This is a genomic window from Streptomyces virginiae (assembly GCF_041432505.1).
Classification (GTDB): Bacteria; Actinomycetota; Actinomycetes; order Streptomycetales; family Streptomycetaceae; genus Streptomyces; species Streptomyces virginiae_A.
In genome coordinates this window covers 2,856,770-2,876,115 of record NZ_CP107871.1, presented here as the reverse complement: position 1 = coordinate 2,876,115, position 19,346 = coordinate 2,856,770, and the positions used below count along the sequence as shown (strand labels likewise).

The window sequence follows — 19,346 nt, the reverse complement described above, 5'->3', positions numbered from 1 at the left end:
GGGCGCCGCCCCGGGCATGCACGGGCATGCGGGGGCGGCGGCACCGGCCTATACCCGCAGGACCGCCAGCCGAGTGAGGAGCTCGCGGGGCGAGGGCGGGTCCGGACCTCCGCCGGACCGGCCCGGTATGCGAGCCGCGCCCCCGAGCGGCGCGGCGCGTCGGGATCCGGTCCGGCCGGTGCCGATGAGCAGCACGACGAGCCCCGCGAGCACGGCGAGGCAGACCGACATGGGGTCCATCTCGGTCGCGGGCATCTCGTACCCCCACGCGGGGACCGCGGGGGAGGGCACGCCGGCGGCCGTGGCGGTGCCGACGGCTGTGCCGAGGGCCGTGATGGCGGCGGTGTCGGACGTGGCGGCGGCGGTGTGGCGCGTGCCACCGTGCGCGGCCGGGGCCGGCAGCGTCGCCGAGGCAACGGAGTGGGCCGGGGACACGTCTTGCACGGCGTGGGACTCAGTCGGATGGCCCAGGGTGTGCATGGTGACGATGCCCAGCAACAGCGCGGCGAGCAGCAGCAACCGGGCTCCCGGGGCGGCTCGCTGAGCACTGCGCGTCATGACCGGAACCCTACCGGGGGTGGGTATCCGATCGGAGCACCGACCCCGAGTCTGCTTAGGATTAGTCACACTATGTCCACACACGGACTGTCGCCGCGGACCGCCTGGCCGGTCGCCACGTTGATCGGTCTCGCCGCGGCGGCCTACACCGCGTGGGTGCTCGAAGTCGTCCTCTCCACGGGTCTCAACCCCATCGAGACGTACGTCAGCGAGCTCGCCGCCCAGGACCAGCCGCTCGGCGGCCTCTTCCGGGCCACCGACTTCACCGCCGGGCTGCTCGCCTTCTCCGGAGGGCTCCTGGCCCTGATCCGGCTGCTGAAGTACGCGGAGTCCCGCCGCTCCTGGGCGGTCATCGGCTGGGCCGGGGTCGCCCTCTTCGGCGCGGCCACCGCCGCCGACGCCTGGCTGCCGCTGAGCTGCACCCCCACCGTGGACCCCGAATGCGCCGCCCGGGAGACCGCCGGACTGGTCCCCGCCACCCACCAGGCCCACGCCGTCAGCAGCAGTCTCGCCATGACCGGGGCCCTCGTCGGCCTGGTGGCCCTCACGGTCGCCGCCCGCCGCTACGGCTGGTTCGCCCCGCTCGCCCGCTACGGCCCCGCCCTCGTCGCCCTCGAACTGCTCGCCACCGTCTGGACGCTGTCCGCGATAGCCCTGTTCACCGCCGGGCGCGGGACCTGGGCCCTCGGCGCCGGTCAGCGGCTCCAGGTGCTCCTCGTCGCCCTCTGGCTGGGCCTGCTCGCCTATTCCGTCCACAAGGAAGGCCGTACGTGAGTGTCACCGGCCGGTTCGTCCGCGTCCCCGTCCCCGCCGATGCCGGCGATGCCGTCGAGGCGGGTGACGGGGCCCGCGGGGTCGCGCTGCACGTCGTCGTCGAAGGCAGCGGCCCCGTGTGCGTCCTGAGCGCCGGGCTCGCCATGGCCTGGTTCGACTGGGACCCGGTCGTCGCACCGCTCGTCGCCGCAGGCCGCACCGTCGTCCGCTTCGACCGCCCCGGACACGGTCTCAGCGGCCCCGCCACCGAGCCGCCCACCACCGCCGGGGAGGCCCACCGGATCGCCGGCCTGCTGGACGCGCTGGGGCTCGACGCCCGCGCCGCCGGCTCCGTCACCGTCGTCGGGCACTCCCTCGCCGGGTTCCACGCCGAGGCCTTCGCCCGCCTGTACCCCGAGCGCACCGCCGCACTGGTCCTCCTCGACGGCAGCGTCGAGGAATCCCCGCGTACGCTCCTGCCCGCCGCACTGCGCACCGGGGCCGCCCGCGCCCTCGGCCGGGCCGTGACCGCCGCCGGACTACCGGCCGCGCTGGGCCCCACGGCCCGGCGCGCCACCGTACGGGCCTCCCGCACCGGTGGCTCCGACCCGGCCCCGCGGGACCTCGTACGCCGCTGCTACCGCACCGGCCGGGTCTGGCGCGGCGGCCTCCTGGAGAACTCCCGCTACCTGGACATGGCCGCCGAGCTGGCGGCCCTGCGCGGGACGCACCCGCTGACCGCCCCCACCACCGTCCTCGCCGGCCACGACGGCTCGGCCGGGCCCTCGGCCCTGCGCTGGCTGTCCCGGCAGGCGGACCTCGCCGACCTGCTCGGCGCCCGCTTCGAGGTCGCCGAACCGGCCGGACACCTGGTCATGCTGGACCGCCCGGGCCAGGTGGCGCGGACGGTCCTGGAAACGGCCGGGCAGGGTCAGACCCGCGCGTAGACCTTCTCCACGAAGGTGGCCATCTGGTCGTCGGTGAGGTGCTGGGCGAGGTCGGCCTCGCTGATCATGCCCACCAGCTTCTTGTTCCGGATCACCGGCAGCCGGCGGATCTGGTGGCTCTGCATCTCGTCCAGCACATCGCCGACGTCCGCGCCCGCGTCGATCCAGCGCGGGGTGCCCTGAGCCATGTCACCGCAGGTGACCCTGGCCGGGTCGTGGCCCTTGGCCACACAGTTCACGACGATGTCGCGGTCGGTGATGATGCCGCACAGCCGCTCCTCGGCGTCACTGATGGGCAGGGCGCCCACATTGAGCCGGGCCATCAGCTGGGCGGCCCGGTCGAGGGTCTCGGTGGCGGGAATCCACTGGGCCCCGGGGTGCATGATGTCTGCGGCGGTGGTCATCGCTGAACCTCCTGAGCACGCCGTCCGACACCGGGCGCGGACGCGTCCGGTGCGGCGTCCCCACCGGCGGAGCACACGCCCGTACGGGTGAGAGGGCGCCTCTCACCACGGTACGGGCGTGTCCCGTCACCCGCGCGGCGCGGCTCCGCGCTGCCGCAGCAGGTCCTCCATCAGGGTGAGCTCCGAGCGCTGCGCGTCGACCATGCCCTGCGCCAGCGCCCGCTCGACCGGGGTCTCGCACTGCTGCGCACACCCCTCGGCCATCGCGACGCCACCCTTGTGGTGGTCGGTCATCAGCTGGAGGAAGAGCACCTCCGCGTCCCGACCGGAGGCGGCGCCCAGCTGGTCCAGCTCCTCCTTGGTGGCCATGCCCGGCATCAGCGCACCGGGCTTCGCGGCGTCGTGCCCCGCGTGGCCGCCGTGGCCGCCCGCGGCGCCCATCCAGGACATCGGCGGCTCGTCGGCCACCACCTTCGGCAACCCCCACAGGTCCAGCCAGCCGAGCAGCATGCCCCGCTGGTTGGCCTGGGTGTTGGCGATGTCGTAGGCGAGGGTGCGTACCGGCTCGTCCTGGGTGCGGTCGCGGACGATGAAGGACATCTCCACCGCCTGCTGGTGGTGCACCGCCATGTCCCGGGCGAAGCCCGCGTCCGCGGACCGCAGCCCCGGGGTGCGGGGCGCCGCCGTACCGGCCGCCGCACCGGAATCGGCGGAACCGCCGCCGTTCGCGGCGGCCACCGTGGCGGCCGCAGCGAACAGCAGGGCCAGCAGGACGGCCGTGCCCGCGACCCAGTACGTACGGGGGACGGGGCGGTCGGCGCCGGCCGGGCGGCTCACTTGCCGGCCAGCCCGCTCGTGCAGGCCGCGCCCGGCTCCGGGGTCTGCTCGCCCTGCACGTACTTCGTGAAGAACTTCGACACCCGCGGGTCGTCCGCGCTGTCCACGGTCAGCTGCTTGCCCCACGCGCTGAGCGTGATCGCGCCGGTCTGCTCCTTGACCGGGCTCATCAGCGTGTACGGCATCTTGCCGACGGTCGCGGCCAGCTTGTCGACGTCGGCCTTCGGGGCCTTCTCGTTGTACGTCACCCAGACCGCGCCGTGCTCCAGCGAGTGCACGGCGTTCACCTCCGGCACCGGGCTCTTGTAGACGTCACCGTTGCAGTTCATCCAGCGGGGGTGGTGGTCACCACCGACCGGCGGGTTCATCTCGTACTTCACCGGCGTCTCGACGTGATTGCGGCCGAGCTTCTTCACGTCCCAGAGCTGCTCGCCCTCGACCGGCTGCTTGCGGATCTCCTCGGCCTCCTCGCGGATCTTCGCCGCGGCCGCCTCCTTGCGCTGCTCGGCCTGCTTCTGGTCGATCAGCACCCAGGCGCCGAAGCCGACGAGGCCGACGACGACGGCCGACGCGGCCGTGATCGCGATCGCCTTGTTGCGCCGCTCCCGGATCTGCTCGGCGCGACGCATCTCGGCTATGCGCGCCTGACGTGAGTTCGGGTCGGTGTGCTGGTTGGTCCTGCCGGACTTGCTGGCCATGTGCCCTGGTTCCTTCTGCTGAGGGGGGTGGATGAACACGAAACCGAACCGGACCGATCAGGTCCGCAGCACCTGGAGGGCATACAGGTCAGGGGCGCGCGGCGGAGCCCCGTACAGCGGGATCCGCGACGCCCCGGAGACGATCGCGGCGGGCGCCGGCGCACCCATGGAACCCGTCACGGCGGGCGGCGGCACCGGCAGCACACCCGGAGTGACGCGCGTGAGCGGCGAGCAGCCGGGCAGGTCGTACGGAGACACGCAGACGGCGTGCGCCGGCGCCCCCGCGCGTACCTGCGCACCCGGATCCGGGGCGTGCGACTCGCCCGAGCGCGCACACAGCAGCAGCACGCCGGACAGCACCCCGAAGACGATCAGCAGGACGGCACGCCGAAGCCCGGGACGTCCCCGACGCCCCGGCTGCGTGTGCTGCCGGCCCCCCATGGGCGCAGATGGTAATGCTCATGACCGGCCCCAGGTCAGTGCGGGGGTGCCGCGACCTTTCCCGGGTGCGTAATGTGGCGGAAACCACGACTGGCGATACTGGGCGCGCCCGACTGTGCCCCGACTGTCGAGGCGGTGGTGCACAGGCCGTCTGAACTGCGAGGATGAAGGCATGGACAAGCAGCAGGAATTCGTCCTCCGGACGCTTGAGGAGCGCGACATCCGCTTCGTGCGCCTGTGGTTCACCGACGTACTGGGCTTCCTCAAGTCCGTCGCGGTCGCGCCGGCGGAGCTGGAGCAGGCCTTCGACGAGGGCATCGGGTTCGACGGCTCCGCGATCGAGGGCTTCGCCCGGGTCTACGAGTCCGACATGATCGCCAAGCCGGACCCGAGCACGTTCCAGATACTGCCGTGGCGCGCGGAGGCCCCCGGGACCGCCCGGATGTTCTGCGACATCCTGATGCCGGACGGCTCGCCGTCCTTCGCGGACCCGCGCTACGTCCTCAAGCGCATCCTGGCCAAGACCTCCGACCTGGGTTTCACCTTCTACACCCACCCGGAGATCGAGTTCTTCCTGCTGAAGGACAAGCCGCTGGACGGCACCCGCCCGGTGCCGGCCGACAACTCCGGCTACTTCGACCACACCCCGCAGAACGTGGGCATGGACTTCCGCCGCCAGGCGATCACCATGCTCGAATCGATGGGCATCTCGGTGGAGTTCAGCCACCACGAGGGCGCCCCCGGCCAGCAGGAGATCGACCTCCGCTACGCCGACGCGCTCTCCACGGCCGACAACATCATGACCTTCCGCCTCGTCATGAAGCAGGTCGCGCTGGAGCAGGGCGTCCAGGCCACCTTCATGCCGAAGCCGTTCTCGGAGTACCCCGGCTCGGGCATGCACACCCACCTCTCCCTCTTCGAGGGCGACCGCAACGCCTTCTACGAGTCGGGCGCCGAGTACCAGCTCTCCAAGGTCGGCCGCTCCTTCATCGCGGGCCTGCTGCGCCACGCGGCGGAGACGGCGGCGGTCACCAACCAGTGGGTCAACTCCTACAAGCGCATCTGGGGCGGCTCGTCCCGCAGCGCCGGCGCGGGCGGCGAGGCCCCGTCGTACATCTGCTGGGGCCACAACAACCGCTCGGCCCTGATCCGCGTCCCGATGTACAAGCCGGGCAAGACGGGCTCCTCGCGCGTCGAGGTCCGCTCGATCGACTCGGGTGCCAACCCGTACCTCACGTACGCCGTCCTCCTCGCGGCCGGCCTGAAGGGCATCGAGGAGGGCTACGAACTCCCGGCGGGCGCCGACGACGACGTCTGGGCCCTCTCCGACGCCGAACGCCGCGCGATGGGCATCGAACCCCTCCCGCAGAACCTCGGCGAGGCCATCTCCCTGATGGAACGCAGCGAACTGGTCGCCGAGACCCTCGGCGAGCACGTCTTCGACTTCTTCCTCCGCAACAAGAAGCAGGAGTGGGAGGAATACCGCTCGGAGGTCACCGCCTTCGAACTCCGCAAGAACCTCCCCGTGTTGTAAGGACAGTTCAGACGGCCTTCCGGGGTCGGAACCACACTCAGGGCCGGCGGCACTCAGCCGCCGGCCCGACGTGGTCGTCTGCGTGTCCCGGTCCGGCCCGCGATGCCGAACCCTGCGCCATGCTCATGCCATCGGTGTCATAATCGGACGTTGTGTGGACAACGCTTGCGCCGCTCATCGGCGTCCTGCTCGGCGGGTGCATGTCGATGCTGGCCCAGCGCTCGGCAGGACGCGCCGTGGAACGCGGCGAGGCGCGCCGCAGTGTTCGTGAACTTGCCGAGGCGCGCCGCAACGAGCGTCTCACTCACCTCGTCGAATTTCTGTCTGCGGTGCAGGAAGCTGAACGAGTCGCGGTGGATCGGCATCACCACAACCTGGCTGACGAGCAGTGGCAGGCCCGGGCAGGGCAGGTCCTCGACAGGGTGTGGGTGATGCAGAAGACGATCCACGTGCTGTGCACGTCTGAGGTCGGCGAAGCGGCACATGACCTCGCGTGGGCAGTGCAGGAGGTGATCAGGAAGGGTCCCGAAGACCCGGGAGAGCCACAGGACGAGAAGGTCTGGGCACACATCCGTCCGAGCCGACAGGCATTCCTTGATCTCGTGCGCGACCAGCTGAGTTGAAACCCCGGGGAGGGATTCTGCAGCTGCCGTGAGTGGCCCGGGTCAAGCAGCACCAGAAGCCAGGGCATCGGCGAGCCGGGCTCCCGGATCGCCCGTGACGTGGTGTGCGGAGCGTCCGGACGGCCAGGTCGAGATCCCGTCGCCCACCCACCGCGGAACGACGTGGAAATGCAGATGGAGGACGGACTGCTCCGATCCCGGGCCGCCGGCGCTGAGGATGTTCACGCCCGAGGCGTTCAAGGCCGTCCGGGTGGCCGCGGCCACCCGCTGGACCAGTGCCGTCACCCCGTAAAGGACCTCGGGCGGGGTCTCGAAGATGTCCGCGTAGTGGAGCGTCGGGACCACCAGGGTGTGGCCCGGCGTCAGCGGATTCAGGGGAGTGAAGGCACAGGCCACCGGACCACGAGCCACCCACCCCGCCGTGCCTTCACGGATGAGCCCGCAGAAGATGCAATCCATGGGACCGACCCTGCCAGACGCGGGATTCCACGGTTCGGGGCGGGGTCCGGGGATATTCGGTTCTTCGGATTCGGGGTGTCGGCGACGATGGGGGGATGGAGTCCCTTCCGGCGGTCAGTGTCCTTCGACTCGGGTTCGTCGTGCCGCCCCCCGACCTCGCCCTCAGCCAGTGGGGGGAGTTGCGGCTGCTGATCGACGGGCGGGACGTGTTGGAGGAGATGCATCCCGGAGGGGTGTCGAGCTGTTGGCGCGGGAGGTGGTTCGGTCCGGCCGAGGAGTGGCCGTTGGCCGCCTCCGGCGAGCCGCGCAGGGTCGAGTTGACGAACAACGACTGCGTCACCGACTGCTGCGGGGGCACCTTCGTCACGATCCGGCGGCGGGCCGACCGGGTGGAGTGGACGGGTTGGGAGAACACGGAGGACGTCCGGCTCCCCGTTCCCACCGACGTCCACTTCGACGCGGCCGCGTACGACGCCGAACTGGCGCGGGCCGTGGCGGATCTCAGCTGGGAGGAGCCCGTGGACAGCGTCGCCCGGCTGATGAGACTGGAGCTCTCCGCGTCCGGCTGCTTCCAGCGCTGGGGCTGGGGCGTGAACACCGTCCATCCGCTGCGGAGTCAGGGGTCCGCACAGGTCAGGGTGCACTTCAGCCCCCTTGAGGCGCCGTACGCGAACGGGAGCACCTTCGTCCACGAGGTTGCGGTGGCGCGGGACGTGCCCGCCGAGGAGCAGGTCCGGCGGTTCGTCGACATGGTCGCGGCCGACGACCCCCGGGGGACGGCCAGGCCGCTGGGTTGAGTCTCCCGTGGGGGGAGACAGCAGGCTGGGGGCCATGGACAGCGCGACTCTGTATTCGATCGGGGAGTTGGCCCGGCGGACCGGTCTGACCGTGAAGACCGTCCGGTTCTACTCGGACAAGGGCATCGTCCCGCCCACGGAGCGGAGCCCGGCGGGATACCGGCTCTACGGGCCGGACGCGCTCGCCCGCCTCGACCTGGCCCGCACGCTGCGCGATCTCGGGATCGGTCTGGAGACCGTACGCAAGGTGCTCGACCGGGAAGCGTCCGTACCGGAGGTCGCGGCGGCGCACGCCGACGCCCTGGACGTACAGATCCGCACCCTCCGCCTGCGCCGGGCCGTGCTCCGCGCGGTCGCCGGACGCGGCCCCACCCCCCTGGAGATGGACCTCATGCACCGACTCGCCACGCTCTCCCGCGCCGAACAGCGGCGACTGATCAGTGACTTCATCGACGAGGTCTTCGAAGAGCCTCACACCGGGACCGAGTTCGCGAGCCTGATGCGATCCGTCGTGCCCGAGCTACCTGACGACCCCACGCCCGAACAGGTCGAGGCCTGGGTGGAACTCGCCGGGCTCTGCCAGGACGAGGAGTTCCGGGCCGCGATCCGCCGCACCGCCGAGGAGCAGGCGGTGGAGCCCGACCGGCGGGACGTCGTCGCCGTGCAGGGCGCGCTCGACCGGGCGATGCGGGAGCGGATCGACGAGGCCGTGTCCGTCGGCCTCCTGCCGGACTCGGTCGGGGGAGCGTTGCTCTCCGGCTCACTCGGCAGCCTCTACGCCCACGCGTACGAGCGCGCCGACGAAGGCGAGGGCGGTCTGCGCCGTTGGCTCCTCGCCCGCCTGCGGACGACCGCCGATCCCCACGTCGAGCGATACTGGCGGCTCCTGGGCACGGTCAACGGGTGGCCCGCGGCACCGGCGCTCGCCCCCGTGCACTCCTGGTTCACCACCGTCCTCGCCCCCGGCGGCGGCGACGACGGTCACGACGATTGCGGAGGTGCGATGCGATGAGAACGCGCGTGGTGAGGTTCGGCCTGTACGCGGACGAGCAGGGGCTGGCGTGGGTCAAGGGGCTCGTCGCCGACGCGGTGGGCGCGCGGAGCGCCCGGATCACCGGTGAGAGCGTCCTACGGACCCTTCCCGGGAGCGGGATGCCGACCGCCGAGATGTACGACTTCCTCGCCGAGCAGTGGGACATCGAACACCCCGGCCTGGGCGGTGGCGCACGGGAACCGGTCGAGTTGCGCGTCCGGTTGAGGTGTTCCCTGCGGACCTGGCGGGCGATCCGCACGACGGTGATCGCGACCCTGTGTCCGGAGGGGGCGGGCCCGCACGCCTGCCGTGTCCCGTGGATGGCCGGCTGACACCGTGCGCGCCCGCCGTCAGTGCACCGCCCGGTGCCAGGTGGGACGCTTGGGGGTGGCCGGGGTCGTCGTCGTGTGGAGTTCGCCGTCCAGGCCCAGCACCGCCGTCGTGACGCTGCCCGAGGGTTCCAGCACGGCCGACGGGGCCCCCGCGAAGAGCATGCGGGACTGCTCCCACGCCGGCGGGCCGCCGAGGCCCGTGGTGCTGACCGTGCCGCTGTCCGCGCGCCCCACCACGAGGCGGCCCGCGGCGCAGACCGCGCCGTAGCCGGCGCGGCCGCCCGCCTCCGTGACGCTGGAGACCTGGGGCCGGACCGAGGGACCCGCCGTGACCAGGGCGGTACGCACGACCCCCGAGTCCGGGCGGCGGAAGAACAGGCGCACGCCCGCACCGTCCGGGGCCGCCGTGAGGGGGACCGTGGTGGCGGGCAGGCCCGTCGGGGCGGGGCCGAGCAGAGGGGTGTCCGGGGTGCGCTGGGTCCAGGCCAGGACGGAGGTGGTGGTGGTCGCGTACACGTGCCGCCGCCCCGCCGCGTCGAGTGCTGTCACCGGGTCGCTCTGCAGGTCCTCGCCGCCGAGCCGCTCCCACGGGGAGAATCCGCCGTCCGGCTGCTGGGTGGTCGCGCGCAGGGTGCGGCGCGAGTCGCGGAGGTAGACGGTCAGGCCGCCCCGCGCGTCCACGGCCACCGCCGGGGCGCTGATCGCCGAGGTGCCCTCGTCGTCGGTGCGCTCCGGGGTGCCGAGCGACTGCCACGGGCCGAACGGGCCGTCGGGCGCGGACTGGACGGCGTACACGACCTCGCGCCGGTAGTCCGCGGGCGCGGAGCCGAAGGTGGTGCGGGTGGCGAGGACGGCGACGCGGCCGCCGGGGAGGCGGGTGGCGGTGGCGCCCGGGTCGATGCCCGTGCCCGGGAGGAACATCGGGCCCGCCCAGTCGCCGCCGGCGTTGCGCGTCCAGTACGCCCCCTGGCCGTCCAGTGTGGCGAAGGCCCACAGCCGGCCGGGTGTTCCCTCCGTCAGCCAGGAGGTGGTCTCGGCGCGGGTGTAGCGCAGCGACTGGGCCCAGTTGCGCCCGGTCGGGTTGCCCGCGACCTTGCGGTCGCCGCAGCCCGACGGGCTGCCGCAGTAGTCCTGGCGGTCCTGCCAGGCGTAGGTCCTCAGGAAGCCGGTCTTGGTCTCGGCGGTCTGCGGGTCCAGCGCGTGCGGGAGGGTGCTGTTGTGGTAGCCGAGGTAGCTCTGGACCGTGAAGTGCGGGCGCCTGTGGACCTGGGCGGCGTAGGCGGCGGTGGCGGCCTGCACGAAGCGGGCGCCGTACATGTGGTCCTGGTGGTCGGTGTACCGGCCGGTCCCGTTCTCGCCGTACCGGTTCGGCGTCGGGTCCTGCATCCGTATCGTCGTCGGCCGGTACTGCTCCAGGACCCCGGCTATCGACTGGACGAGCTGGTCCTTCGTGTACGTGAACGGCTGCTTGACCGGGGTGCCGGAGGTGAGCTGGGCCTCCAGCGCGGGTATCCGTCCGTTCCACAGGCCGCGCAGGCTCTCGGGGGTGTCCCCGCCGGTGCTGCGGGCCTCGCGCAGCATCAACCACACCAGGTTGACCTGCGGCTTGGCTATGAGGACGTCGACCTCGGCCCGGCCGCCGCCGGCGGTGGCCAGGACCGTACGCTTCCACGCGCTCGTGCGGTCCCCGGTGGCCATCTGCGCGTACGCGGAGCGGATGCCGTTCTGCCGGGCCTCCGCGTAGTGGGCGCGGTCGGCGGGCTGTTCGGGGTCGTCGGCGGCGCCGCCGTGGGCCTCGTTGCGGCCGTCGGACTCGCCGGAGGTGAGGTAGGCGGTGGTGACCTGGGTGCCGGACAGCAGGGACCGGCTGAGGTCCGGGTTCATGAAGAACAGGTCGTCGTCGGGGTGGGCGACGATCTGGACGACCGAACCGGAGGTGACGCTCGCGGGCCGGACCGCGGCCGGGTTCTTCTCCTGGGTGGCTTCGGCGGTGGTCTGTTGGCCGGCCACGGAGAGCACACCGGTGGCGCCGGCTGTCAGCACGGTGAGCAGGGCCGCGAAGCGGCGACGGGTCACGGGCATCGGTCACGCCTCGGTTCGGTCTCGCTCTGACGGAAGAAGGTGTGGAACAGTCAGAGAGAGGGGAAATCGACGGACTTGGTTCACCGAATCCGCAGATGACCGGTGCTTTTCCGGTACCAGATGTGGACTTTGTCCGTCCGCCTACGGTGCTGCGGGAGCCGGACCCGACGCGGGCGATGTCGGCGACACGGGTGACGGGAGCGACGGGGGCGCGTTGCGCGGGCCCACCGGCTGCCACGGCGCCAGGTGCGCGTTCGGCACGTCGGCCGAGGAGGTCACGTACAGCCGTGCGTCGAGCCCCACCACCGCCAGACTGACCAGGCCCTTGCCGGTCATCGTGGAGGAGGGCGCGCCGACGAACAGCAGCGGGGACCGTTCCCACGGCCGACCCGACCCGGCCTCCGAGCCCAGTTGCCCGCCCGCCGTGCGCCCTGCCAGGAGATGCCCGCTCGCGGTCACCGAGCCGAAGCCCTGGAGGCCGCCGAGGTCGGTCATCTGGCTCACCTTCAGCCCGCCCTCACCCGTGATCAGGGCGGTGCGGACATTGCCCGAGCCGGGCTTGCGGAACCACAGTCGTACGCCGCCCTCGCGCCCGTCCGCGGTCAGTGGGAGCGTGGTGTCCGGCAGCCCGGTGGCCGTGACCTGGCCCAGCGGGGCGCCCGGTGTCGGCTGCGTCCAACCCACCACCGACTTGGAGGTGGCGGCGAAGACCATGCGCCGCCCGGCGCCGTCGGTGGCGGTGGCCGGGGAGCCGTGCAGGTCGGTGCCGCCGTACTTCTCCCAGGGCCCCCAGCTGCCGTCCGGCTGTTGCACCCGCCCGCGCAGGCCGGCCGCGCCGTCGCGGACGTACGCCGCCAACTGCCCGGTGCCGTCGACGGATACGGCCGGGGCGCTGATGTCGGAGGTCCAGTTCTCGTCCGCGGTCTCGGGGGTGCCGAGCGACTGCCACTCGGTGAACTGCTCGGCCCCCGGCTGCTTCTGGACGGCGTGGACGACCTCGCGCCGGTAGTCGGTGGGCTTCGCGCCGAAGGAGGTGCGGGTGCCGAAGACGGCCGTCCGGCCGTCCGCCAGGGTCACGGTGCTCACGCCCGGGTCCATGCCGGTGCCGGGGAGCAGGTCCGGGCCCTTCCAGCGGCCGGCGGGACCGGCCCGGTGCCAGACGGCCACCTGGCCGTCGAGCACCTTGAAGGCCCACAGTCCCTGCTGCGCGTCGGAGGTCAGCCAGTTGGTGCTGGTGCCGCGGGCGTAGTTGATGGAGTCCGACCACCGGTTGCCGCCCGGCTGGTCGGAGATCTTGAGGTCGCCGCAGCCGGCGGGGCTGTTGCAGTGGTTCTGCCGGTCGAGCCAGGCGTAGGTGCCCAGGATGTCCAGCTTCTCCTTGGCCTCGTCCGGGTCCAGGGCGCTGGGCAGCGAGCCGTTGATGTAGCCCGCGTAGTTCTGCACCGCGAAGTGCGGGCGGTCGGTGACGTCCTTGGCGTAGGCGGCGGTGGCCAGCTGCACGAACCGGGCGCCGTAGAAGTGGTCCTGGTGGTCGGTGTACCGCTTGGTGTCGGGATACCGGCCGGGGGTCGGGTCCTGGGAGCGGACGGTGGTCGGCCGGTACTGCTCCAGGATGCCGACGAGGGTCTGGACGACCTGGTCCTTGGAGTACGAGAACGGCTGCTTGACCGGGGTGCCGGACGCGAGCATGGAGTCCAGGCGGGGGATCTTGCCGTCCCACAGGCCGTGCAGGCTGTTGGGGGCGGTCTCGTAGACGGTGCCGGCCTCGCGGAGCTGCAACCAGACCAGGTTGACCTGGGGCTTGGCCATGAGGACGTCGACCTCGGCGTGGCCGCCGCCCTTGGTCGGGACGACGGTGCGGGTCCAGGGGCTGCCGCGGTCGCCGGTGGCCATCTTGGCGTAGGCGGCGCGTATGCCGTTCTGGCGGGCCTCGGCGTAGGCGGGCTTGTCGGGCTTGGTGGTGGCCGCCTTGGCGGAGCCGGCGTTGATGCCGTCGGCCTCGCCGGAGGTCAGGTAGACCGAGGTGACCGGGCTTCCGGCGGATATGGAGTACCGCAGGTCCGGGTTCATGAAGTACAGGTCGTCGTCGGGGTGCGCGATGACCTGGAGCACCCGGCCCGGGTCGGGCGGTTCCGGGGCGGGGGTTTCGGCCGCCTTGTCGGGGGCGGTGGGGGTGCCGAGGCGGTCGAGGAGCTCGTTGCCCCGGAGGAGGATCAGGCTGCCGACCGCGGTGACCACGCAGAAGGCGACGACCTTGAGGAGGCCGCCCCGGCGACGGCGACGGCGACGGGCCCCGTCCCGGGCCCCGTCCCGGACGCCGTCCTTGCCGCGGGCCCGGCGGCGCGCCTGCCGACGGCTGCCGGACGTCTCGGCGTCGACCTCGGGAGCGGCGACCTCGGGAGCGGCGGCCTCGGCTTCGGGAGCTTCGGGAGCTTCGGCGCGCTCGGCCGACTCGGCCCGCGGCTCGGCCTGGTGGGCCTGCTCGGGCGGGTGCGGGTGCGGGTGCACGTGCTGCCGGGGCGGGTGCGCGTAGGCGTGCCGCTCCTGCGGGTGTCCCTGGTAAGGCTGTTGCCGCGCGTCCCGCGCCGGGTAGGGCTGCTGCCGACCCTGCCGCGGCGCCCGGTCCGGCTGTTGTCCTTGCTCCGACGGCCGGGCCTGCTGCCCCCACCCGGATCCGGTCGACAGACCTTGTGGGTCCCGGGCCCCGGGGCCCTGCCAGGAGTCGGACACGAGGCTCCTCCCGACCGGCCGACGGGGAGTACCCCCATGACACGTTCACTAAACCGATGATCAGACAGATCCTGGCATCGTATGCGCCTCAGATCGAACATTTGATCCTGACACGCCTAAATCTGCGTCCCGGCCGGGCCGGAACTCCACCGACAGGTCCCAGGGCCTAGGCTCAGGAGAGACTGGCAAGCAGTGGCAGCGACAACCGCGGGAGGCGGCGGGATGACGGTCCCGGGACGCAGGAGCAGCACCTTCATCCGACTGCTCCGCAGCGGTTTCACCGACCCCTCCGCCGCCGCCCGGCTGCTCGACGCCGACGCGCTCGCGGCCGTACGCACCGATCCCGTGCTGCTCGACGCCCTCGGCGCGACCGCCGACCCCGACCTCGCCCTCCTCGGACTGGTCCGGCTCGCCGAGGCCCAGCCGGACGGCGAGCTGCCCGGGCTCCTCGACACCCTCGTCAGCGCCAAGCCGCTGCGCGACCGCCTCCTCGGTGTGCTGGGCGCCTCCGAGGCCCTCGGCGACCACCTCGCCCGCCACCCCCGCGACTGGCTCAGCCTCATCACCTACGAGGCGGCCGACCTGCACCCCGGACTCGCCGAGTTCGAGCAGGGCCTCGCCGACGCCCACGACCCCGTCGGCCTGCGCGTCGCCTACCGCCGCTGCCTGATCTCCATCGCCGCCCGCGACGTCTGCGGCACCATCGACGTCGCCCAGACCGCCGCCGAGCTCGCCGACCTGGCCACCGCCACCCTCCGCGCGGCCCTGCGGATCGCCTCCGCGGCCGCCCCCGAGGATGCCGCCCTGTGCCGGCTCGCCGTGATCGCGATGGGCAAGTGCGGCGGAAACGAGCTGAACTACGTCTCCGACGTCGACGTCATCTTCGTCGGCGACGCGGCCCCCGGCGCCGACGAGGCCAAGGCCCTCCAGGCCGCCACCCGCCTCGCCTCCCACCTCATGCGGATCTGCTCGGAGACCACCGTCGAGGGCACCATCTGGCCCGTCGACGCCAACCTCCGCCCCGAGGGCCGCAACGGCCCCCTCGTCCGCACCCTCGCCTCCCACCTGGCCTACTACCAGCGGTGGGCCAAGACCTGGGAGTTCCAGGCCCTCCTCAAGGCCCGCGCCGTGGCCGGCGACGAGGCCCTGGGAGCCGAGTACATCGCGGCCATAAGCCCGCTGGTCTGGCAGGCCGCCGAACGCGAGAACTTCGTCCCCGACGTCCAGAAGATGCGCCGCCGCGTCGTCGACAACATCCCCGCCGCCCAGGTCGACCGCGAGCTCAAACTCGGCCCCGGCGGCCTGCGCGACGTCGAGTTCGCCGTCCAGCTCCTCCAACTCGTCCACGGCCGCAGCGACGCCACCCTGCACTCCGGCACCACCCTCGACGCCCTCCACGCCCTCGCCGCCGGCGGCTACGTCGGCCGCGCCGACGCCGCCCAACTGCACGACGCGTACCGCTTCCTGCGCGCCATGGAGCACCGCATCCAGCTCTACCGGCTGCGCCGCACCCACCTCGTCCCCGAGGACGAGAACGACCTGCGGCGCCTCGGCCGCTCCATGGGCCTGCGCACCGAACCCGTCGCCGAACTCAACAAGGCCTGGCGCCGGCACGCCTCCGTGGTCCGCCGCCTGCACGAGAAGCTCTTCTACCGGCCGCTGCTCGACGCCGTCGCCCAGCTCACCCCCGGCGAGACCCGGCTCTCCCCCCGCGCCGCCGGCCAGCGCCTGGAGGCCCTCGGCTACGCCGACCCGGCCTCGGCCCTGCGCCACCTCGAAGCCCTCGCCTCCGGCGTCACCCGCAAGGCCGCCATCCAGCGCACCCTGCTCCCGGTCATGCTCGGCTGGTTCGCCGACTCCGCCGACCCGGACGCCGGCCTGCTGAACTTCCGCAAAGTCTCCGACGCCCTCGGCAAGACCCCCTGGTACCTGCGCCTGCTGCGCGACGAGGGCGCCGCCGCCGAGAACCTCGCCCGCGTCCTGTCCGCCGGGCGCCTCGCCCCCGACCTGCTGATGCGCGCCCCCGAGGCCGTGGCCCTGCTCGGCGATCCCGAAGGTCTGCAGCCCCGTACGCACGAGGCCCTGGAGCAGGAGGTCCTGGCCGCCGTCGGGCGCGCCGACACCCCCGAGGCCGCTGTCGCCGCCGCCCGTGGCGTGCGCCGCCGCGAGCTCTTCCGCACCACAGCGGCCGACATCATCGGCTCCTACGGTACGGAGGACAACCCTGCCGAGGAGGACCACGGAGCGCTCGTCGACCGGGTCGGCGGGGCCGTCTCCGACCTCACCGCCGCCACCGTCGCCGGGGCCCTGCGCGCCGCCGTCCACAGCCACTACGGCGACACCCTGCCCACCCGCTTCGCCGTCATCGGCGTCGGCCGTTTCGGCGGCCACGAACTCGGCTACGGCTCCGACGCCGACGTGCTGTTCGTCCACGAACCCCGCGAGGGCGTCGACGAGCAGGAGGCCGCGAAGGCCGCCCAGACCGTCATCGCCGAGATGCGCAGGCTGCTCCAACTGCCCACCACCGACCCGCCGCTGCTCATCGACGCCGACCTGCGCCCCGAAGGCCGCTCCGGCCCGCTGGTGCGCACGCTCGCCTCCTACGCCGCGTACTACCGGCGCTGGTCCCTGACCTGGGAGAGCCAGGCCCTGCTGCGCGCCGAACCGGTGGCGGGCGACGCCGACATCGGCGCCCGGTTCATCGAGCTGATCGATCCGCTGCGCTACCCGATGGAGGGCCTCGGCGAGGACGCCGTGCGCGAGATCCGCCGGCTCAAGGCCCGCATGGAGTCGGAGCGGATGCCGCGCGGCGCCGACCCGACCCTGCACACCAAGCTCGGCCGCGGCGGCCTCAGCGACGTCGAGTGGACCGTCCAGCTGATCCAGATGCGGCACGCCTGGGTCGAACCGGGGCTGCGCACCACCCGTACCCGCGAGGCTCTGGCGGCCGCCCACGCCGCCGGGCTGATCCCGACCGAGGAGGCGCAGATCCTGGACGAGGCCTGGGTCCTGGCGACCCGGGTCCGCAACGCCGTGATGCTGGTGCGCGGACGGGCCGGGGACACCTTCCCGGCCGAGGCCCGGGAGCTGGGAGCCGTGGGCCGTTACCTCGGATACGCCGAAGGCACGGCCGGGGAAATGCTGGACGACTACCGCCGGATCACCCGCCGTGCCCGGGCGGTGGTGGACGAGCTGTTCTACGGGGCGTAGCCGCTCCCGTCCGACCTCCCCAACCCTGGTCGACACTTTTGCAGTTTGCATATGATCACCCTCAACTACGGGGAGGCGTGACCATGTCAGATGATCTCGGCCAGGTGGGCATGCGGTTGAACAGCGGGCCGCCGCTGGGTCCTTACGCTCCGGGGGTCACCGCGCCGCCGTCGGTGGTTCCGTACGCTCCGGGCGTCACCCCGCCGTCGTCGGGGCTGTTCCTTCCGAACGGCGCCAAGGACTTCGCCTCGTCGCCCGCGGAGAAGAGTGCGGCGGCGAACACCATCGAGAACGAGTTGGAGCACGCCACCAAGACCGCCGCGGAGCACGCGGACGACGCCACCGGCACCGCGCAGAAGGGCTTCGAAGGCTGGGAGACGGCCGCCGGCCTGAAGAAGGTGGCGGACACCTGGGACCAGCAGGTGAAGTCCTTGATGGGCAGGTTGTCCCGGGAGAAGGCCGCACTGCGCGAAGCCTCGGGCTCCATCCGAGGCACCGACGTCGGCCTGGGCAACCAGTTCGCGTCGGGTTCGCTGCTGAACCGGGTGTAGGGGTTCTCGTGCTGACCTACTACGAAGTCATGACCACGGACCTGGGCCTGCTGACGACGGCCGCCGCCAAGTGGGACTCGATGGCGGGCGAGCTGAAGAAGGTCGAGACCCGCTACGGGGACACAGTCCAGAAGATCACCATGGGGGACAACTGGGTCGGCGTCAGCGCCCAGGCGGCGCGGACGAAGTTCACGGCGACCCGCTACGAGTACTCCGCCGCGCAGAACCAGGCCAAGGCGGTCGCGAGCCTGCTGCGGGGCGCCCACGAACAGCTCGTCGACCTCAAGCAGAAGCTGGAGAGTGCCCGCGACGACGCGATCGCCGCCGGCATGACCGTGTCGGAGCAAGGACGCGTCGCCTTCGACTACGCCAAGCTGACACCTGCCGAGCGCAGCGCCTACCACCACGACCCCGACGGCCAGGAGGCCATCCGCACCGCGGTCGAGAAGTGGCAGAAGCACATCGACGACCGGGTGAAGGCCGCCTCCGAAGCGGACCAGCACATCAAGGACGCCCTCGTGGCGGCCGTGTACGACAGCAACAAGGATGCGCTGGGCCAGGGCACCGGGGCCGACGAGACCCTCACCGGCTTCAACAACTACGCCGAGGGCGACCTGGCCAAGGCCAAGAAGCTCGACGAGAGCACGGTCAGGACGAAGACCGACGGATTCGATACCGGCGTGAGCACCACCGGCCCGGGCCAGTACGGCAAGGAGGCCTCGATCAAGGCCTACGTCGACTTCTTCCACGGCACCTCGAAGGGGGAGGGGAGCCTCGGGCCGATGCAGCTTTCCGGGATCGCCGACATCTACGGCGGAGCCCGGGCCACCGCGAACTGGGGCATCACCGACAAGGGTTTCGTCGCCAAGGGCGAGGCGTCCGCGGGCGTCCGGGCACTGGCCGAAGGCCGCGTCGGAGGTGACTACAACAGCGCCTACGGGCGGGCCGAGGGATTCGTCGGTGGAGAGATCGCGGGCAGCGCCAAGTTCACCAAGGAAGAAGTGACGGTCGGCCTGAAGGGGTTCGCCGGAGCCAAGGGCAGCCTCAACGGAGGCGTCGAGTCCGGCGGCATCGGCGTCGGCCTCACGGCCGAAGGCTGGGCGGGTCCCGGTGCCGAAGCCTGGTGGGGCTACAAGAAGGACAAGGAGACCGGGGTGTACAAGCTCGGCGGCGAGTTCGGTGCCTCGCCCCTCCTCGGCGGCTCCATAGGCCTGGAGATCACCGTCGATCCTGAGAAGGTGGCCAAGACCGCCGGTGACGTGGCCGACGCGGTGGGCGATACGGCGCACGCGGTCGGCGACGCCGCGGGCGACTTCAAGGATTGGTTGCTCGACTGATGTCCGACTCCATGGAAGGA

The 19,346-nt window shown here is 72.3% G+C and carries 18 protein-coding genes; 10 read left to right on the top strand and 8 right to left on the bottom strand.

From position 1 onward, the window contains the following. Positions 1–48 precede the first annotated feature (48 nt). Positions 49–558, bottom strand: coding sequence for a hypothetical protein (locus OG624_RS13420; RefSeq protein WP_266357597.1), 510 nt, complete (start codon positions 556–558; stop codon positions 49–51). Between the two features lie 72 nt (positions 559–630). Here OG624_RS13420 and OG624_RS13415 point away from each other — a divergent pair, with 72 nt between their 5' ends. Next, entirely contained in the window at positions 631–1,332 is a 702-nt protein-coding gene (locus OG624_RS13415; protein ID WP_051763920.1) for a DUF998 domain-containing protein, read from the top strand. An 86-nt stretch (positions 1,333–1,418) separates the two neighbouring features. Continuing rightward, positions 1,419–2,258 (top strand): alpha/beta fold hydrolase, encoded by an 840-nt coding sequence (locus OG624_RS13410; RefSeq protein WP_266358317.1) that lies wholly within the window; start codon positions 1,419–1,421, stop codon positions 2,256–2,258. On the opposite strand, the gene OG624_RS13405 is transcribed toward OG624_RS13410, so the two are convergent. From OG624_RS13405 to OG624_RS13390, 4 genes are all read right to left on the bottom strand, one after another. Further along, positions 2,243–2,662 (bottom strand): CBS domain-containing protein, encoded by a 420-nt coding sequence (locus OG624_RS13405; RefSeq protein ID WP_033226056.1) that lies wholly within the window; start codon positions 2,660–2,662, stop codon positions 2,243–2,245. The genes OG624_RS13410 and OG624_RS13405 overlap by 16 nt on opposite strands. Positions 2,663–2,788: 126 nt before the next feature. Then, entirely contained in the window at positions 2,789–3,424 is a 636-nt protein-coding gene (locus OG624_RS13400) for a DUF305 domain-containing protein (RefSeq protein ID WP_208869438.1), read from the bottom strand. Positions 3,425–3,495: 71 nt separating this feature from the next. Then, positions 3,496–4,197, bottom strand: coding sequence for a DUF3105 domain-containing protein (locus tag OG624_RS13395; protein ID WP_033226053.1), 702 nt, complete (start codon positions 4,195–4,197; stop codon positions 3,496–3,498). Between the two features lie 57 nt (positions 4,198–4,254). After that, positions 4,255–4,638 carry a hypothetical protein gene (locus tag OG624_RS13390; protein WP_033226052.1) on the bottom strand — a complete coding sequence of 128 codons (384 nt, stop codon included), beginning with the start codon at positions 4,636–4,638 and terminating at the stop codon, positions 4,255–4,257. Between the two features lie 172 nt (positions 4,639–4,810). Here OG624_RS13390 and OG624_RS13385 point away from each other — a divergent pair, with 172 nt between their 5' ends. Both OG624_RS13385 and OG624_RS13380 read left to right on the top strand, forming a co-directional pair. Next, positions 4,811–6,172 carry a glutamine synthetase family protein gene (locus OG624_RS13385; protein WP_030772013.1) on the top strand — a complete coding sequence of 454 codons (1,362 nt, stop codon included), beginning with the start codon at positions 4,811–4,813 and terminating at the stop codon, positions 6,170–6,172. Between the two features lie 152 nt (positions 6,173–6,324). Then, positions 6,325–6,795 carry a hypothetical protein gene (locus tag OG624_RS13380; protein WP_051763919.1) on the top strand — a complete coding sequence of 157 codons (471 nt, stop codon included), beginning with the start codon at positions 6,325–6,327 and terminating at the stop codon, positions 6,793–6,795. Between the two features lie 42 nt (positions 6,796–6,837). Here the strand turns inward: OG624_RS13380 and OG624_RS13375 are convergent, their stop codons facing one another. Further along, positions 6,838–7,254 carry an HIT family protein gene (locus OG624_RS13375; protein WP_033226051.1) on the bottom strand — a complete coding sequence of 139 codons (417 nt, stop codon included), beginning with the start codon at positions 7,252–7,254 and terminating at the stop codon, positions 6,838–6,840. Between the two features lie 95 nt (positions 7,255–7,349). Between OG624_RS13375 and OG624_RS13370 the strand changes: the two genes are divergently transcribed. Genes OG624_RS13370 through OG624_RS13360 form a run of 3 tightly spaced genes read left to right on the top strand, consistent with a single transcriptional unit; the run spans position 7,350 to position 9,416 of the window. Further along, the gene (locus tag OG624_RS13370; RefSeq protein ID WP_033226050.1) at positions 7,350–8,051 is read left to right on the top strand and encodes a hypothetical protein; all 702 of its coding nucleotides are present in this window, start codon (positions 7,350–7,352) and stop codon (positions 8,049–8,051) included. A 34-nt stretch (positions 8,052–8,085) separates the two neighbouring features. Then, positions 8,086–9,063 carry a MerR family transcriptional regulator gene (locus tag OG624_RS13365; RefSeq protein WP_051763918.1) on the top strand — a complete coding sequence of 326 codons (978 nt, stop codon included), beginning with the start codon at positions 8,086–8,088 and terminating at the stop codon, positions 9,061–9,063. After that, on the top strand, positions 9,060–9,416 hold the full coding sequence (locus OG624_RS13360; protein WP_033226049.1) for a hypothetical protein: 357 nt from the start codon (positions 9,060–9,062) through the stop codon (positions 9,414–9,416). Before OG624_RS13365 ends, OG624_RS13360 begins: the two co-directional genes overlap by 4 nt. A gap of 18 nt (positions 9,417–9,434) precedes the next feature. Here the strand turns inward: OG624_RS13360 and OG624_RS13355 are convergent, their stop codons facing one another. Together OG624_RS13355 and OG624_RS13350 are read right to left on the bottom strand one after the other, a co-directional pair. Further along, positions 9,435–11,498: a PIG-L family deacetylase gene (locus OG624_RS13355; protein WP_033226048.1), complete on the bottom strand. Its 2,064-nt coding sequence runs from the start codon at positions 11,496–11,498 to the stop codon at positions 9,435–9,437. Between the two features lie 141 nt (positions 11,499–11,639). Then, on the bottom strand, positions 11,640–14,228 hold the full coding sequence (locus OG624_RS13350; protein WP_158711971.1) for a PIG-L family deacetylase: 2,589 nt from the start codon (positions 14,226–14,228) through the stop codon (positions 11,640–11,642). A gap of 222 nt (positions 14,229–14,450) precedes the next feature. Between OG624_RS13350 and OG624_RS13345 the strand changes: the two genes are divergently transcribed. The 3 genes from OG624_RS13345 to OG624_RS13335 all read left to right on the top strand — a co-directional run bounded on the left by OG624_RS13345 (position 14,451) and on the right by OG624_RS13335 (position 19,326). Continuing rightward, positions 14,451–17,438: a bifunctional [glutamine synthetase] adenylyltransferase/[glutamine synthetase]-adenylyl-L-tyrosine phosphorylase gene (locus OG624_RS13345; protein ID WP_033226047.1), complete on the top strand. Its 2,988-nt coding sequence runs from the start codon at positions 14,451–14,453 to the stop codon at positions 17,436–17,438. A gap of 83 nt (positions 17,439–17,521) precedes the next feature. Beyond that, positions 17,522–17,989, top strand: coding sequence for a hypothetical protein (locus OG624_RS13340; RefSeq protein WP_033226046.1), 468 nt, complete (start codon positions 17,522–17,524; stop codon positions 17,987–17,989). 29 nt (positions 17,990–18,018) lie between these two features. Beyond that, positions 18,019–19,326: a hypothetical protein gene (locus tag OG624_RS13335; RefSeq protein ID WP_033226079.1), complete on the top strand. Its 1,308-nt coding sequence runs from the start codon at positions 18,019–18,021 to the stop codon at positions 19,324–19,326. The last annotated feature ends 20 nt before the right edge of the window (positions 19,327–19,346 follow it).